The sequence below is a fragment of the Nocardia sp. X0981 genome, assembly GCF_977089955.1.
On the sequence record NZ_OZ372435.1, the window covers coordinates 1,489,928 to 1,505,927 of the forward strand.

General features: G+C 67.6%; 15 protein-coding genes. 5 read left to right on the forward strand and 10 right to left on the reverse strand.

All coding sequences use genetic code 11. The features are described 5' to 3' along the window. Positions 1-474 precede the first annotated feature (474 nt). The gene (locus ACYR7D_RS06540; RefSeq protein ID WP_459548723.1) at positions 475-1,374 is read left to right on the forward strand and encodes a cutinase family protein; all 900 of its coding nucleotides are present in this window, start codon (positions 475-477) and stop codon (positions 1,372-1,374) included. Here the strand turns inward: ACYR7D_RS06540 and ACYR7D_RS06545 are convergent, their stop codons facing one another. The 3 genes from ACYR7D_RS06545 to lysX all read right to left on the reverse strand — a co-directional run bounded on the left by ACYR7D_RS06545 (position 1,375) and on the right by lysX (position 6,038). Then, positions 1,375-1,986: a histidine phosphatase family protein gene (locus ACYR7D_RS06545; RefSeq protein WP_459548724.1), complete on the reverse strand. Its 612-nt coding sequence runs from the start codon at positions 1,984-1,986 to the stop codon at positions 1,375-1,377. Positions 1,987-2,111: 125 nt separating this feature from the next. Next, the gene (locus ACYR7D_RS06550; RefSeq protein WP_459548725.1) at positions 2,112-2,555 is read right to left on the reverse strand and encodes a hypothetical protein; all 444 of its coding nucleotides are present in this window, start codon (positions 2,553-2,555) and stop codon (positions 2,112-2,114) included. 153 nt (positions 2,556-2,708) lie between these two features. Continuing rightward, complete coding sequence (lysX, locus tag ACYR7D_RS06555; protein WP_459548726.1) at positions 2,709-6,038, reverse strand: bifunctional lysylphosphatidylglycerol synthetase/lysine--tRNA ligase LysX; 3,330 nt, start codon at positions 6,036-6,038, stop codon at positions 2,709-2,711. Between the two features lie 258 nt (positions 6,039-6,296). Between lysX and ACYR7D_RS06560 the strand changes: the two genes are divergently transcribed. Further along, positions 6,297-6,524, forward strand: a complete 228-nt coding sequence (locus ACYR7D_RS06560) for an RNA-binding S4 domain-containing protein (protein WP_459548727.1) — start codon at positions 6,297-6,299, stop codon at positions 6,522-6,524. 31 nt (positions 6,525-6,555) lie between these two features. On the opposite strand, the gene rraA is transcribed toward ACYR7D_RS06560, so the two are convergent. From rraA to ACYR7D_RS06595, 7 genes are all read right to left on the reverse strand, one after another. Continuing rightward, positions 6,556-7,044, reverse strand: a complete 489-nt coding sequence (rraA, locus tag ACYR7D_RS06565; RefSeq protein WP_459548728.1) for a ribonuclease E activity regulator RraA — start codon at positions 7,042-7,044, stop codon at positions 6,556-6,558. A 67-nt stretch (positions 7,045-7,111) separates the two neighbouring features. Then, positions 7,112-7,477 carry a DUF5313 family protein gene (locus ACYR7D_RS06570; protein WP_459548729.1) on the reverse strand — a complete coding sequence of 122 codons (366 nt, stop codon included), beginning with the start codon at positions 7,475-7,477 and terminating at the stop codon, positions 7,112-7,114. A 64-nt stretch (positions 7,478-7,541) separates the two neighbouring features. Then, positions 7,542-8,468, reverse strand: coding sequence for a CopD family protein (locus ACYR7D_RS06575; protein ID WP_459548730.1), 927 nt, complete (start codon positions 8,466-8,468; stop codon positions 7,542-7,544). Next, entirely contained in the window at positions 8,465-9,016 is a 552-nt protein-coding gene (locus tag ACYR7D_RS06580; protein ID WP_459548731.1) for a copper resistance CopC family protein, read from the reverse strand. The genes ACYR7D_RS06575 and ACYR7D_RS06580 overlap by 4 nt, the downstream gene beginning before the upstream one ends. Continuing rightward, positions 9,013-9,687, reverse strand: a complete 675-nt coding sequence (locus ACYR7D_RS06585) for a YcnI family copper-binding membrane protein (RefSeq protein ID WP_459548732.1) — start codon at positions 9,685-9,687, stop codon at positions 9,013-9,015. Before ACYR7D_RS06585 ends, ACYR7D_RS06580 begins: the two co-directional genes overlap by 4 nt. Then, positions 9,648-10,241 (reverse strand): hypothetical protein, encoded by a 594-nt coding sequence (locus ACYR7D_RS06590; RefSeq protein WP_459548733.1) that lies wholly within the window; start codon positions 10,239-10,241, stop codon positions 9,648-9,650. Before ACYR7D_RS06590 ends, ACYR7D_RS06585 begins: the two co-directional genes overlap by 40 nt. Before the next feature lie 151 nt (positions 10,242-10,392). Further along, on the reverse strand, positions 10,393-11,037 hold the full coding sequence (locus tag ACYR7D_RS06595; RefSeq protein ID WP_459548734.1) for a DUF6474 family protein: 645 nt from the start codon (positions 11,035-11,037) through the stop codon (positions 10,393-10,395). Positions 11,038-11,314: 277 nt separating this feature from the next. Here ACYR7D_RS06595 and ACYR7D_RS06600 point away from each other — a divergent pair, with 277 nt between their 5' ends. From ACYR7D_RS06600 to ACYR7D_RS06610, 3 genes are all read left to right on the forward strand, one after another. After that, positions 11,315-13,000, forward strand: a complete 1,686-nt coding sequence (locus ACYR7D_RS06600; protein WP_459550053.1) for a TM0106 family RecB-like putative nuclease — start codon at positions 11,315-11,317, stop codon at positions 12,998-13,000. Positions 13,001-13,015: 15 nt separating this feature from the next. After that, positions 13,016-14,974: a molecular chaperone HtpG gene (gene htpG, locus ACYR7D_RS06605; RefSeq protein WP_459548735.1), complete on the forward strand. Its 1,959-nt coding sequence runs from the start codon at positions 13,016-13,018 to the stop codon at positions 14,972-14,974. A gap of 508 nt (positions 14,975-15,482) precedes the next feature. Beyond that, positions 15,483-15,962, forward strand: coding sequence for a hypothetical protein (locus ACYR7D_RS06610; RefSeq protein ID WP_459548736.1), 480 nt, complete (start codon positions 15,483-15,485; stop codon positions 15,960-15,962). Positions 15,963-16,000: the final 38 nt, after the last annotated feature.

Genomic DNA, 16,000 nt, shown 5'->3' on the forward strand with positions numbered 1-16,000 from the left:
CGTGATCCGGCACCGAATGTGATTCCGGTACGGAACAGAACGAACCAGCGGCGCGGTGTCTCCCGATTCCACGGGAACACCGCGCCGCTGCTGTTTTTCCGGTTACCGAATGCGGGGCGATATGTTTTCCCCCCGGTTCTGGAAGAGAGTCGCGGCGAAACGGATTCCCCCGCTCCCATCGACCCGGGACAGCCGGGGTACGGCGGAATCGGGCGCGGCCGCGGCCGATCACACCCCATCTTTCCGGCGGGACTTCACCGTTTCCGAATTCTGAAAAGCCGGCTGGCGGTGACTCCGTTGCGGCTCTATTGTTATCTCCGGTGTGTCTCGGTACGAGATCGTGATCCGATCGTGTAATTGTGACGCGGGGTTGTTGTTCACCTGTTACACATATCGGTGTCATCGGCCGGGTTCAGCATCTTGGCAACTACATCAACGAGAGCGCCCATCAGGGCCAGGGCTGACTGGAGCAGTATGCAGTTCAAGAGGGTTGCCGCGGCGTTCGGTGCTTGCGCGGCGGTCGCATCCGGATTGGTTTTCGGCGGCTCGGCGGCCCAAGCGGCACCCGGATGCCCGAGCCTCTATGTGGTGGCGATCCCGGGGACCTGGGAAACCGGGCACGAGAAGAAGCCCCAGCCGGGCATGCTGGCCCGGGTGACCAACAACCTGCCGTCCTCGGCGAAGGTCGATTACGTCACCTACGCGGCCACCGCCTTCCCCTGGGAGGGTGATGTCTACGGCGCCTCCAAGCACGAGGCCGTCACCAACGCGCGCGGCATGATCACGAATATGCTCGAGCGCTGCGGCGGCACCCGGGTCGCCCTCGTCGGTTACAGCCAGGGCGCCGACGCCGCAGGTGACCTCGCGGCCGAGATCGGCACCGGCCTCGGCCCGATCGCTCCGGACCGTATCGCGGGTGTCGGATTGATCTCCGACCCGCGCCGTTCGCCCAGCGATATCCAGGTCGGCCCGCCGGCACCCGGCGCGGGCGCCGGTGGACCCCGGGTCGGTGGGTTCGGCTGGGTCAGCGATCGCACCCGCACCATCTGCATTCCCGACGATCTCTACTGCGCCACCGCGCAGGACGATTTCATCACTCGTTTCGCCGGTTTCCTCGCTCAGAGCTCCGATGCCAATCCCGCGAACATCTGGCGGTACCAGCTGGAGGTCGCGGCGATCGTCGGCGATCTGATGTCACACGGTGGCCTGCCCACCCTGCAGGCGCAGCTCTCCGAGGGAGCGAACGAGCAGCGGGTCAAGGATCTCGAGACGTTCTACCGCTCCGAGTCGCACCATTCCTACGGCAGCTACAACGTCGGCGGTGGTCAGACCGCGCTGTCCTGGATGCACAACTGGATCGCGGGCATGGCCTGATCAGCCGGAGACATTACGCGGGAGCAACTCCCAGACGTGTCCGTTCTCGTTCACCGTGGCCGCCGTCCGGCGGCCGGTGCGCGAGAACAGGATCCGAGTGATCGAGCAGTAATCGATCGGGAAGGTCAATGGGCGCGCCAAACCCAGGATGTCCTGGAGCGTCACATTGATCACACCGCCGTGCGCGAAAACCACCACCGTATCCGGTGCGGCGGTGGTCGAAGCGATTTCGGTTATCGCATCGTGTACCCGCTGCCGGAACGCGTCGGCATCGACCTGCTGCGGAAGATGGCCGGCTTTGATCCGGTCGTAGGCGTCGCGGAATTCGGTTTTGGCATCTTCGATCGGAATATAGGACGGTAGTTCACGATCGTATTCGGCCAGGTCGTTCATGATGTCGACCTCCAGGCCCAGTTTCGCCGCCGTGGGGGCGGCGGTTTCCCGGGCCCGGCGCTGGGGGCTGCTGATCACCCGGCTGATCCGGTGCGGCTCCAGCGCCGCCGGTACCCGTTCGGCCTGCCGTATGCCGACCGGCGCGAGTCCGGGGTCCGCGGCTTGTTCCGCGTTCTCTACCCGGAGCGGCTGAGCATGGCGAACGAGTATCAATTGCACGGGTCCACTCTGCCGCATCGGTCCCGGTACCCGGTAGCCGAGGTGGACGGGCGGTGCACCGTCCGGGCCCGGAATACGAAACGGCCCGGCCCGCCGTGGGGGCGGGCCGGGCCGATGTCACGCGATCAGTTTCCGGTGGGCGGGTACGGTGGCTGACCACCCTGCGGCGGGTTCGGGTAATTCGGGTCGGACGGGTAACCGCCTTGCTGTGGGTAGCCCCCTTGCTGGGGGTAGCCGCCTTGCTGGGGGTAGCCGCCTTGCTGGGGGTAGCCGCCTTGCTGGGGGTAGCCACCTTGCTGCGGGTAGCCGCCCTGGGGTGGTTGACCCGGCTGGGGGAACTGACCCGGCGAATTGTTGTTACTGCTCTTCTTCCGCGCGAGCAGAATGACCGCGACGATGATGACAACGACGATGACACAACAGATCGCGCCTACGACGCCGAAACCACCACCCTTGCCTTTACTTTTGCGGCGAGCTTCCAAATCGGCCACGGACGCCAGCACATCGGTATCGGTCCACGCGGACAAATCCACTGTGCTCGCGTGCGCCAACAGGTCCACGTAACTCAAAGTCAAACCCCGTTCCGAGAGAAAGGCCCCTCCTCCCGGGGCCGAAAGTCACTACACCGTACTTCCCCACGCACCGGGTGCGAAACCTTTCCCCGGACGGCGCCGGTCGCACGAACCCGGCGGTGCGACGAGCGGATCCGCCGACACCGGAGATCACCGTGGTTTGACCAACGGGAACGGCTGGGTCTCCCGGATCGTACGCCCGGTCAGCAGCATGATCACCCGGTCCACCCCCAGCCCCAGCCCACCCGTGGGCGGCATGGCGTGCTCCAGCGCACGGAGGAAGTCCTCGTCGAGTTCTTTCGCTGCCGGACCACCACCTGCCGCGATCCGGGTTTGCGTGGCGAGGCGGCGCCGCTGTTCCACGGGATCGGTGAGTTCGCTGCACCCGGTACCCAGTTCGATGCCCCAGGCCACCAGTTTCCAGCGTTCCGCCAGCTCCGGATCGCGGCGGTGCGGGCGAGCCAGCGGCGACACCGAGGCGGGGAGGTCGAGGTAGAACGTGGGCTCCTGGGTGGTTTCGGCGACCAGCCGCTCGTACAACGCGTAGGCGGTGCGGCCGCGATCCCAACCGTGCTGGTAGACGATATCGGCCTTTTCGCACAGTTTCCGCAGCTCGGAAAGCTCGGTGCGGGATGTGACCTCGGTACCGGTCTCCGCGGCGAGAGCCTCGTACATCGATCGCACCCGCCACTGACCGGAAATATCGACCGTCTCGAGTGAGCCGTCCGGGGTCGGCCGCATGGCGACCATGGAACCATTGGCGGCCAGGGCCGCCTGCTGGACGAGCTGCCGGCACAGTGTCATCATCCGCCGGTGATCACTGTGTGCTTCGTAGGCCTGCAACAGTGTGAATTCCGGCAGGTACCGGGCGTCGACCCGGGTGTTGCGGAAGCCGGGGCCGAGTTCGAACACTTTCTCCACACCACCTACGCACAACCGTTTCAGTGACAGTTCCGGTGCGGATCGCAGATAGAGTTCGGTATTCGCGGCATCGAGATGGGTCCGCAGCCCGCGGCCGTCCGCCCCTCCGGCGGTGTGCTGGAGTACCGGTGTGGTGACCTCCAGGAAACCGAAGTCGTGCAGGACATCGCGCAGGGAACGCAGGACCGCGCTGCGCCGGGTCAGTAGTTCGCGGGCGTTGCGATCGGTTATCAGGTCCAGATAGCTGCGCCGCGTCCGGAGGCCGGGATCGCTGAGACCGTGCCATTTATCGGGCAGCGGATGCAGGCATTTTCCGAGCATCCGCCAATCGGCCACCAGTAGGGAGAGTTCGCCGCGCCGGCTGAAGCCGAGCCGGCCGCTGACCGAGAGCAGATCGCCGAGGTCGATGAGTTCGGTGAATTCGGCACAGCGTCGTGTGCCGAGGCGGTCCCGATCGAGCAGGAGCTGGATTTCGCCGCTCCAGTCCCGGATCACGGCGAATACCACTCCGCCGCAATCCCGTAAGCGGAGCAGGCGGCCCGAAACCCGCACCGTGGTGCCACGTGGGACCCTGCGGGCCGCCGCTACGGTATGGGTCGGTGGGAAGGGCAGAGGGTAGGGGTCGATGTTCGCGGCGGTGAGCCGGTCCAGTTTCTCGGTACGTACCCGTACCTGCTCGGGGCGGTGCGTGGGTGCCGGATCGGTCTCCGGGGTCACCTCCGCTCCGGGCTCCCCGATAGCGGGTGGCTCGGGTGCGCGGCGATGACGCCCGGTGTAGGCGAAAGCCGAGACGGCCGTCCCGGAGCCGGGGAGCAGGCCTTCGGCCCGGGCGGCGGCCGCGGCGATACGTGGGAGGTCGCGCGGGGATTCGCACAGGACGAACCTCGGCGCCCACTGTGGCTGGTACCGCGCGTTCGTGCGGTGCAGCTGGTCGAGCTGCCACCACCGCGAAAAAGCCAGCGGTGCGGTGCGCACCCCCGCGACTAGGGCGGTCGTCGCGCCCGGTACGGCGCGGAGGATGCCCGCTCCCGCGGGCGGGCCCGCATACCGGCCGGCGGCTTCGAAGACGGAGCGGAACATGGTGAAATTCAGCGAAACCCGGTGGATGCCCAGCTGTTCGGCGTGCAGGACGAACTCGGTCACGAGCAGGTCGGTGATCTCTTCGGCAGTGGCGGGCTCCCGTCGGATCATCTCCAGTGTCGCTCCGTTCCGTCCCCACGGAACCAGCGAGAGCAGAGCCCGTACCCGTCCCTGCGCGTCGACCGCCTCGGCGAGCAGGCAGTCGCCGTCCTCCCGGTCGCCCAGCCGTCCCAGGGGGAGGGGATAACCGCGTTCCGTCTCGGCGGGCCGCCACTGTTCGGCCCAGACGGCGAGCTGTGCCAATTCGGCGGTGCCGAGCTCGCGGTGCCGACGGATACGGACTGTCACACCCTGTTTGCGGAGCCGGGCGACCGCCTGCCGGACAGTTGCGAGCTCGGGCGCGGCCAGGGAGAAGGTCCGGGGATCGAGTACGGCTTCCGCGCCCGCCGGCCGGGCGGTGAGCCCGGCTCGCCGGTACACCGGGGCGCCGGCCTCACCGGCTCCGATCACCGCGACGGTCCAGCCGAAGCGGCGGGCGTGCTGTTGCCATGCGGTCACCGCCTGCGGCCAGGAATCACGTGCGCCGACAGGGTCGCCGAGGGCCAGGCAGATGCCGTGCTCCACGCGGTAGCTCACGGCTGCCCGCCCATTGGGTGCGAAGACGACCGAGCGATCACGCCGGGTCGTGAGGTAATCGATCGACCCGGCCGGGTCCGGGCCGTCCAGCAGACGCCGCAGCGCGCGGCCGTCGGACTCGGTGAGCGCGTTCTCGGCGCGCTGGGTACGGAGCAGGACGAGTACGGTCGCCGCGACCACGAGCACGCCGAAGAGACCGACCAGGAACTGGGTGAGGAACGGCGGTGCCTCGCCCGGGTCGGGAGTATCGAGAAAGAGGCCGGCGCCGAGCCGGCCGGCGACCCACAGGACTCGGCGGGGGCCTTCGGGTAACGAGCCGGGGAGCGCCTGTACTACGGCACAACCGGCCGCTCCCGCGAGGAGGAGTCCGCCGGCGAGAGTGGTGAGCGCGGGCCGTAGCGTGGCCGGGCGGATGCGGGCGCGCAACTGCGCCCGGCTCATGACGAGGAGCCCGAACAGGGACAGGTGAACGATCAGGGCCACGGCGGCATGCCGATCCTGTTCGCGCACGGCGGTGACCAGGTTCACCGGTATCCAGCCGGCCAGGTAGAGCATCAGCGCCCACCGCGCCGATCGTTTACGCCGGGCCAGTCCCAGAGCCAGCATTCCCATCAGCGCCGCCCACAGCAGGCTGGTGCCGGGCGCGTTCAGGTAGTACTCGTCGAGATGATTTCGCGGCCCGGCCAGCGCCGTGGACAGTGCCGGTACGAAACTCCAGACCAGACAGGCCGCGGCGAGCAGACCCGAAATCAGTGCGGCGAAACGAGGTACGGCCGCGAATCGGCCGGGCTCGTCCCGCCCACCGGATGTTTCGGACGCTCGCGGTTCCTGCGTGGATATCACCGTTCCAGTTTGCCGCTCGATTTCATCGACACTCTGCTGTGTCCCGGCGTGTTAGTCGGGTTGTTCGCCCGAGGTCCGCACGTATTGCTCTGCGCGTGGGCCCGGTTGGCCGATATGGGAAATCGCCACCCGGAGTGGCACGTATGTGACGGCGAGACGCCGGATAGGTGTTTCATTGTCCGGCCGGCCGAGGGTGGCAACCGGGTTTTTCCCGGGCCGGTCGGAATACGCGCCGGCCGGGGGAGTAAGCATGAAACCATGCCGGATCCAATCGATGTGCCGATCGACGATGCCGCCATACGGCTCGGCCAGTTCCTGAAACTGGCCAACCTGATCGAATCGGGGTCGGAGGCCAAAACCGTGATCGCCGCGGGACTGGTGCGGGTGAACGACGAGGTCGAGTTGCGCCGCGGGCGGCAACTCCAGGTGGGGGATGTGGTGGCGCTCGCCGGTCACCTCGCCAGGGTGAGCGCCGCGCCGTCCTGAGTTCCGGCGGTGCCCACCCGGGCGGGGCGGGTCAGGCCTCGGAACGGACCACGATGCCGTCGTGGTCGCTGTAGAGCATATCGCCGGGAGTGAACGTCACCCCGCCGAATTCGACCGCGACGTCCTTTTCGCCCGAACCCGTTTGCGTGCTTTTCCGCGGATTGGTACCCAGAGCCTTGAGCCCGATATCGAGAGTCCGCAGGATGGCCGAATCCCGGACCGCGCCGTTCACCACGACTCCCGCCCAGCCGTTCTCGACGCCGCGGCCGGCGATGATATCGCCCACCAGGGCGGTATGCACACTGGCGCCGCCGTCGACCACCAGCACCCTGCCCGCGCCGGGCTCGCCGAGTGTCTGTTTGACCAGCAGGTTGTCCTGGAAGCAGCGGATCGTGGTGATCCGGCCGGAGAACACCGAGCGGCCGCCGAACTGGATGAACTGGGTGTCGCAACTGCGGATATCGGGACCGATCTCGTCGGCGAGATCCGCGGTGGCCACCTGCTGCGCTGAATCGGTCATTGCTCCGATTGTGCCGGGTGGATCGCGGCAGCGAGCACCCACCCCCCGTTGTGGTTACCCGCGAGTATCACTGGTGGCGATAACGCAGGTTGTACAGCTCTCGATCGTGTTCGGAGCATTTCTGCCGGTCGACGAGATCCGGGTTCAGTCCGTGCTGCACGAGACGGTACCGCCGCCACACGTAGCTCAACGCGATCGTGAAGATGATCAGCGGAACGACCATCATGAGGATCAGGGCGAGTTTGAGGGTCGTGGGGCCCGGGAACAGCAGGATCAGCGCGAAGAACGGGATGATCGGCCCGATGAAGCGGATCAGGTAGCGTTCCATCGCCCCATGGCCGACGAGGTCTCGCAGGACCCATTCGTGTAGCTCCGCGGGTAGTTCGCGGCCCAGATCGTAGGCGATCCGTTGCTTGAAAGTCGGCTTTTCCATAGCTCCAGGCTATGCCTGTGTGATATGCATCACCAGGGCTGGTTTGTGGCGGGCAGCTGCCGGGCTAGACCGATACGGACAGCGATGCCGCCAGCCCGAACACCACCGCCATCGTCGCGACCTCCACGACCGCGCGCCGCAGCGACGCCTCCGCCGGCATCCGGTGCCCGGCTGCCGCCGCGACCCAGCTCCTGCGCCACCACCAGCCCAGCGCCAGCAATACCGCCAGCAGCACCGATTTCGCCACCATGATCCGGCCGTACCCGGTGGTGAAGAACGGGGTGATCCCACCCAGCCGCACCAGACCGTTGAGCAGTCCGGTCGTCGCCACCGCGGCGACCATCGGCAAAGCCACCGCCGAGTACTTCGGTAGCGCGGCGGCCCAGCCGCTCCGGCCGCGTACCACCAGCGCCAAAGCGAGCAGCAGGCCCAGCCAGGCCGCCGCGGCCAAGGCGTGGATACCGGCCAGCGCCGATCCGAACGGTTGCTGGGACATATGCCCGGTGATCGGGCGTAGCGTCACGGCGACCGCCGCGAAGACGAGCACCAGATCCGGTGTGCGCTGCTCCGGCCGCCGGAAGGCGAGCGCGGCGTACCCCGTGACAGCGGCGATACCCAACAGGATCGCCAACCCGATCTGACCGCCGCTGATACGCAGCAGATAGGTGCCGAAATCAGCGGGGCCCAAAGTGAGAACCCCCGAACCCGCCACCTCTCCCGCGGCGAAAACGAGCACACCGAATTCCAGGCAACCCCACAGCCCCGCCGTTATCGCCAGCATGCGCCAGGGCACCTCGACGCGCTCACTCAGCCGCGGCAGGGCGGCCAGTCCCAGCACGGTCGCACCCGCGATATCGGCGGCGGACCGGACCGCCGCCGATGCCGGGATATCGCTCAGCGTCCATGCGACCAGGACCCCGAGCAGACCCGCCGGTATCACCAGGCCGAGCGCGATCCGTCCGTCGGATCGGCTCGGGGCACGGCCCTTCACCGCTGGTTCTTCCCCTTGCCCAGGCCGGAACCGAACAGCGCGAACGCGAGACCGCCGCCGAACAACACGATCGCGCCGACGATGTACACCCACACCGGGATACCGCCCGATCCGTTACCCGAACCCTGCGCGTTCGCCGCCGGTCCCGGTATGCCGTTGCCCGGCGTGCTCAACGTGAAGGTGCGCTCACCGTCCACGACATGGCCGTCCGCCGAGGTGACCCGGTAGGCCATCCGGTACACGCCGGCGGGCCCGAGTTCCCCCACCTCGATACTCAGGTTCCGGCCCTCGACGAGCGGCTCTCCCTTGGACCACAGATTGCCGTCGGGCCCCACCACGGTCATGGCGGGGAAATTCGGCTGCAGCGGTTCGTTGAAGGTGATGGTGGCGCGCGCCGGTCCGGTATCGATGGTGGCGCCGTCGGCCGGATCGCTGCTCACCACCGCGGAATGGGCCGCGGCCGGGCCGGCCGCGAGACCGAGTACGAGACAGAACAGGGCGGTGACCAGCGCGAAGAGGCGTATCGGCCGGGTCGCCGGGCGGTTCATCGCCGGCTCCGGAGCACCACGCCGGCCGCGGCGCCGAGGGCGAGTGCGCCCAGTGCCACACCGATACCACCGAGCAGGCGTGCCGTCGTATCGCCACCCGAAGCGGCATCGTCCTCGGCCGCCACCGAATCGTCGCCGTGGCCGGAGTGGTGGTGTGAACTGTCGCCGTCACCGTCTCCCGTCAGTTCCAGCACCGGGGCGGGATGATCGACGGAATCGTGATCGCCGGTCTGATCCCAGCGCACGACGGTTTTGTCGCTGTAGGTCTGCTCGGCCGGGAAACCGATCGTCTCCGTTTCGGGCAGCGGACCGAGCGAAACGACGAAACGCTGGAATTCACCCGGCCGGATACCCGGGGTCCCCGGGTCGGCGGTCCAGGTGATGGAGGTGACCTCGTCCTCGGCGTTCCGCTCGATCTTCGTGGTCCAGCCGGGAACCGGTTCGGTGCGCGCCGTCGCGATCTCCGGTACGGCGATCCGCACAGCGGTGGTGGCGGCGGTATCCGATTCGGTGGGCACGCTGAAGGTGGCGACGGTGGATCGGCCGGGGGTGGGGTCCGGGGCGGAAACGGTGACGTGCGCGGCGGCCGTACCGGCTCCGGCCAGGACGAAGCCGGTGGCGACCGTGGCGGTCAGACCTCGGCGCAGGGCCGGGGGAAACCCGTGTGACATGGGCTGAAGACTTTCTCTCCGAAGGAAACCAGGGCGTCGATACCGCCGCGCACCGGTGGTGCGCGCGGTCCGCGCGTTGTCTTCGGAGCCCCGTATCGCGGCCGCGTATCGGTTGCGGCGGCATTCGCCCGGTACGCGCCGGGTAAGGGTTCCGGCGGCGTGAGCAGTGCCCGCAGGGCCGCCGACGCCACCCGGTACAGTCGTTCGGCGCCGCTGATCGCCAGTGCGCAGAGTACGACGGCGAGCAGATGGGCGGCGAACATGGCGAGCATCGCCGGTCGCCCGGCGGCGGGATCGGCAAGAGCCGCGGCGCCGGTGGTGTGATGGCCGGTGAGACCACTCAGGGCCCAGTGCCCCGCGATCTGACCGCCCGCGAGGGAGAACAGCAGGGGCCGTACCCGCCCGTGCCCGTTTCCACCGAGGAACGGGCCGGATACGAACCCCGTGACGGCCGCGGCGAGCAGCAGAAGAGCCGCTCCGGCGGAGGAGGGATATCCACCGCCGGTCGCGCCGTGCGCGGCCACGGCCAGCGCGGCGGACGTCGCACCGGCCACACAACCTCGCAGGGGTGCGGTCGCGGTGGACGGGCTGGCAGGCATCGTGTGCTTTCGGTGACGCGGTCGGAGAGCGGGCCGGGCACTGTCCATGGTCGCCGACCCGTCCGGACTCCGCGCGCCCGGCCCCCGTACCGGGGTGGGCCCGGCTTCAGGCGACCCCGAGGCGGGCGAGCACGTCCGCCTCGATGCGGGACAGTTCGGTGCCGATGGAGGCGTGTACCGAACGCCGCCGGGAGGCGGGCATCTGGTCGGCCGTGCGTACGGCCGACGCGAGGGCGTCGAGCCGGCTGTGCGCGCTCGCGACGAACTGCTGCGTGTCCTTTTGCGCGCCGGCGTTCCCATTCGCGATCTTGTCCAGGGCCGCTTCGGTATTGGCGATCCGTGCCTGCAGTTTGCCGCCGTGCCCGGCATAGTCGCCGAGGCGGTCCACCCCCACACCGAGCTGCCGGGCGCGCCGGCTGTCGAGTTCCCCGCGCAGGTAGGTCGCGCCACGATAGGCCAGCGGGGCGAGCACCGGCACCAGCACCCGGGCCACCCCGATGTACTTCTTGATCTGCCCCGGGCCGAACGGGTCCCGTGCGGCGCGGGCGGCCGTCTCGAGCGCGGCCTTCTCCTCGGCCTGCAGGGCGGCGATCTGCGCCTTGGCGACCTTGCGCTGCGAACGGACTTCCGCGCGTTGCCGTTTGCGTTCGTTCTTCGCCCCGAGCTTGGCCTCCAGGGCGGCCTTGTGCTTGAGAGCCTTGGCCTCGGCCCGCCGACTCGGCCGCCGCTTGCGCTTGGTGAACAACCCCATCGAAGGCCCTCCGTAATGCTGGTTCGCTACGGCGATACGACACGGAAAACCGCATCGTCCACCCGTGTCACACGGTCCGCCGACACCCTATCGTTTTCCGGGCGGAACCGGCGACAGACTCCACCCCGACCGCTGGTCGCGTCGATGCGGTGTATCTCTCACCGGGTGATCGGTTCGGTGGCCTGTCAGGGGCAGGGACCATACTGCATGGGTGCAACCGGATAGCGACGACCACGACGAACCCTCCGGCGCCGATCCCGGGCGGCGGGTATTTCCCGTGCTCAACGGCCGGACCACCACCGAAGGCGCCCGGCCGGCGTATCTGGACGCCCGAAGCCTGATCGGTTGCCGGCACCGGCTCGGACTGGACGCCGCCTACCCGGAGCTGCTCGCCGAAGTACGTGAGGACGCGGGGGTGCAGCAGCGGCGGGCCGCCGCGCAGGCACATCGCGAACGGGTGCGCGACACCCTCGTCGCGGCCGACCCCACCGCCTGGGTGGTCATCGATCCGGCGCTACCGGCCGGTGAGCGCGCCGCCGCCACCCTACGCGCCTGCGAAGCGGGCGTCGCCCGGATCTGGGGTGGGCTGCTGCCGCAGGAATCCGATACCGGCCGCCGCGGTGGAGCCGAGATCCTGCTGCGTGACGAACGGGGCGGTTATATCCCGGTGATCGTGGTGAATCACAAGGTAACCGACCCCCGCAGACCCGATCCGGCCGAATTCCATCCGCTGACCTCGGATCTCTACCACTGGCGACCCGAACTCGACCGTGCCCGCAAACTTCGCCAGCAACCGCGCGATCAGCAGCGCCTGGCCCATGTGTACCGGATGCTGGAGCGGCGGGGTCTGGCGCCGTCCACCTCGATCGGGGGGGTCATCGGTTTCCACTTCGACCGGATCCTGGTCCACGATCTGAGCGCCGTGCTCGCCGACTACGACCGTCGTTTCGCCGACCGGATCGCCGTGGTCCGCGGGCAGGTGGCCACCGTGCCCTCGAAGGTTCCCGAATGCCGTCAGTGCATCTGGTGGAACCGGGGCGCCGACGGCGGCTGCCAGACCTGGCTCGACGAACATCGTGATGTGAGCGTGGTGGCGCCGGGCTCCCGGGCCGAGGTGCTGCGCGGGCACGGGGTGCGGACCATCGACGAGCTGGCCGCGTGGACCGGCCCCGAACCCGAGGACTGGCAGCACGGCCCGTTCGAGGAAGCGGTGGTCACCGCGCGGGCCTGGCTGGTGGACGCTCCGCTGGTGCGCCGGTTCGACCAGGTCCGGGTGCATCGGGCCGATATCGAGGTGGATGTCGACCTGGAGAGTTATCAGGAGGACGGCGCCTACCTCTGGGGCACCTTGCTCGACGGGCGCTATCGGGCCTTCGTCACCTGGGATCCACTGCCGACCGAGGACGAGGGCAGGTCTTTCGCCGAGTTCTGGACCTGGCTGATGGAGGTGCGGGCGCGGGCGCTGGCCGCCGGTAAGACCTTTGCCGCCTACTGTTATTCGCGGTCCGCGGAGGACAAATGGCTCTACGAGTCGGCGCGCCGGTTCGCCGGTCGCCCGGGTGTCCCGACCGAGGCGCAGATCACCGCGTTCGTGGACTCCCCGCAGTGGGTGGATATGTTCCAAGCCGTCACCGATCAGTTCATCTGCCCCAGCGGGAAAGGCCTGAAGAAGATCGCGCCCGTCGCCGGTTTCTCCTGGCGCGATCCGGAGGCCGGTGGCGAGGCCTCGATGAGCTGGTATCGCCGCGCGGTCGGCTATGACGCGCCGCCCGACCTCACCCAGCGCACCCGGCTGCTCGAGTACAACGAGGACGATGTGCGCGCCACCGCGGTCCTGCGGGAATGGATGAATCCCCGGGTGCCCGGCGAGCACTGCGCCGAACGCGAGGTTCCCGCGCTCAGCGATTTCGCATACGACCCGGGCACACCGCCCGACCTGCGCACGAGCGCGGCGCAAGCTTGATTACCATGTGTGAGCGTGACTGAGCACGTCGAACAACTCGAGTTCCAGGCCGAAACTCATCAGCTGCTCGAGCTGATGATCCACTCGGTCTACTCCAACAAAGACACGTTCCTGCGGGAGCTGATCTCGAACGCTTCCGACGCGCTGGACAAGCTGCGGCTGGAGTCCTATCGGGACAAAGATCTGCACGTCGATACCGATGACCTGCACATCGAGCTGGAGGTCGACAAGGATCAGCGGATCCTCACCGTCCGGGACAACGGCATCGGTATGTCCCGTGCCGAGGTGGTGGATCTGATCGGCACCCTCGCCAAGTCCGGCACCGCCGAAGTGCGCCGGAAATTGAACGAGGCGAAATCCGAGGCCGCGGCCGGGGAACTGATCGGCCAGTTCGGTATCGGCTTCTACTCGACCTTCATGGTCGCCGACAAAGTGGTGCTCACGACCCGCCGCGCGGGGGAGACCACCGGCACCCGCTGGGAATCGACCGCCGGCTCCAGCACCTACACCATCGAAACCCTCGAAGAGGCTCCGCAGGGGACCGCCGTCACCCTGCACCTGAAGCCGGCCGACCCCGACGACCATCTCTTCGACTACACCCAGGAACACAAACTCCGCGAGATCGTCAAGAAGTACTCCGATTTCATCGCCTGGCCGATCCGGACACAGGTCGAGCGCACGGTCACCGAGGGCGAGGGTGAGGAGAAGGAGGAGAAAACCGTCGTCGAGGAGCAGACGCTCAACTCGATGAAGGCACTCTGGACCCGCCCGCGCAGCGAGGTGTCCGACGAGGAATACCAGGAGTTCTATCGGCACGTCAGCCACGCCTGGGACGAACCGCTCGAGATCATCCCGCTCAAGGCCGAGGGGACATTCGAGTATCAGGCGCTGCTGTTCCTGCCCTCGCAGGCGCCGTTCGACCTGTTCACCCGCGAGCACAAACGCGGTGTGCAGCTCTATGTGAAGCGCGTGTTCATCATGGACAACTGTGAAGAGTTGATGCCCGAGTACCTGCGCTTCGTCAAGGGCGTCGTGGACGCGCAAGATCTCTCGCTCAACGTCTCCCGGGAGATCCTGCAGCAGGACCGGCAGATCCAGATGATTCGCAAACGCCTGGTCAAGAAGGTGCTGAGCAGCGTCAAGGATCTGCAGGGCGCCGAGGACCAGACGAAATACCGCACTTTCTGGCAGGAATTCGGACGAGTGCTCAAGGAGGGTTTGCTCGCCGACTTCGACAACCGGGAAACCATCCTGGAGGTGTCGTCCTTCGCCTCCACGCACTCCGATACCGAAGCGACCACGCTGGCGCAGTACGTGGAACGGATGCCCGAGGGGCAGGACGCCATCTACTACATGACCGGTGAATCCCGGGAGCAGGTGGAGAAGTCGCCGCATCTGGAGGCGTTCCTCGCCAAGGACCGCGAGGTGCTGATCCTCACCGATCCGGTGGACGAGATGTGGGTCGGTTCGGTACCGGAATTCGACGGTAAGCCCTTCCAGTCGATCGCCAAGGGCGAGGTCGATCTGGAGACCGAGGAGGAGAAGAAGGAATCCGAGGCTCTGCGCGAACAGCAGGACAAGGATTTCGCCGAGGTGCTCACCTGGCTCGGGAAAACGCTCGAGGACCACGTCAAGGAGGTCCGGCTCAGTTCACGGCTGACCAGCTCACCGGTCTGCCTGGTGGGTGATGTGTTCGATATGACCCCGATGCTGGAACGGATGTACCGGGCGTCGGGCCAGGAGCTGCCCCAGTTCAAGCGGATCCTGGAACTCAATCCCACCCATCCGCTGGTGACCGGTCTGCGGGACGCCTACGACACCCGCAAGGACGATGCCGACGCGGGTAAGGTTCCCGAGCTCACCGAGACCGCCGAACTCCTGTACGGCACGGCTGTCCTGGCCGAAGGCGGGGAACTGAAGGATCCGGCCAAATTCGCGCAGATCCTCGCCGACCGGTTGACGCGTACCCTCTGAGGGGTGCGGCCGGGCTTCTTTCGTCCGCAGAGCGTCTACGGCAGTAGGCGAGCACGGATGGCGGGCGCCCGGCCGTACGGGCTGAGGTATCGACGAGATCGGATACGACCGTGCTCGAAAACCCACTCGCCGCCGTGGATTCGTGAGATCGAGCGCGCCGTGACAGCGGCCGGTGCGGGCAATGTGGTGGCGCGGGTCGGTGACGGACAGGAGTTGCTCTCCCACTGGATGCGGCGCGGTATCGGCGACCGGGCGAAGGCCGAACGCATCGAAGCCATGCGCTCCTACCTGACCGAGCATTACCGGCCGGGAAGTCCGCTGACCACCACGGCATATCGCGAAGTTCGGGGGCGTGCGGTTCGGGTCGGTCAGGTGGTCATCCGGAACGCCTCGGGCGCAATCGGTTTCGCAAAGGCGTGCCGACCTGCGGTTTGTAACACGTCGAGGGGTGTAGATGATGCATCATCCGGGATACGCGAATCGTGTTCCGGATAGGAGGAGATCGATCATGTCGACCAGCCGTGCGGCGCGCCGTGGATTGCGCCGCACCTCGCTTCGATTCGTGTTGTTCGGCGCGCTGATCGCCGCACCCGCGCTGGTGGTTGTACCGGCATCGGCGGTACCGGGGGCCGGCCCGACCACGACACATTTCGCTCCCGTCTCCGACGACTACGACAAAGACGGCTACGACGTGTTCGGTCGCGACCGCCACGGCTACGACAAAGACGGCTACGACGTGTTCGGTCGCGACCGCCACGGCTACGACAAGGACGGGCTCGACCGCTACGGGCGCGACCGGGCCGGGTACGACCGCCACGGCTACGACCTGTGGGGTTATGACCGCCGGGGTTTCGATCGTGAGGGATATACTCGTTCGGGCTGCCGTGTCGACGGCAACGACCGGGAGTCGGCAGACCGTGCGGTCTGCGATGCGTGGCGGGCGCGTCTGGCCGACCAGCAGCGCCTGCCGACCGGCAGCGCCGGCTGACCCGGATTCGATACGCCGCGCCCGGGGACACGAACGCC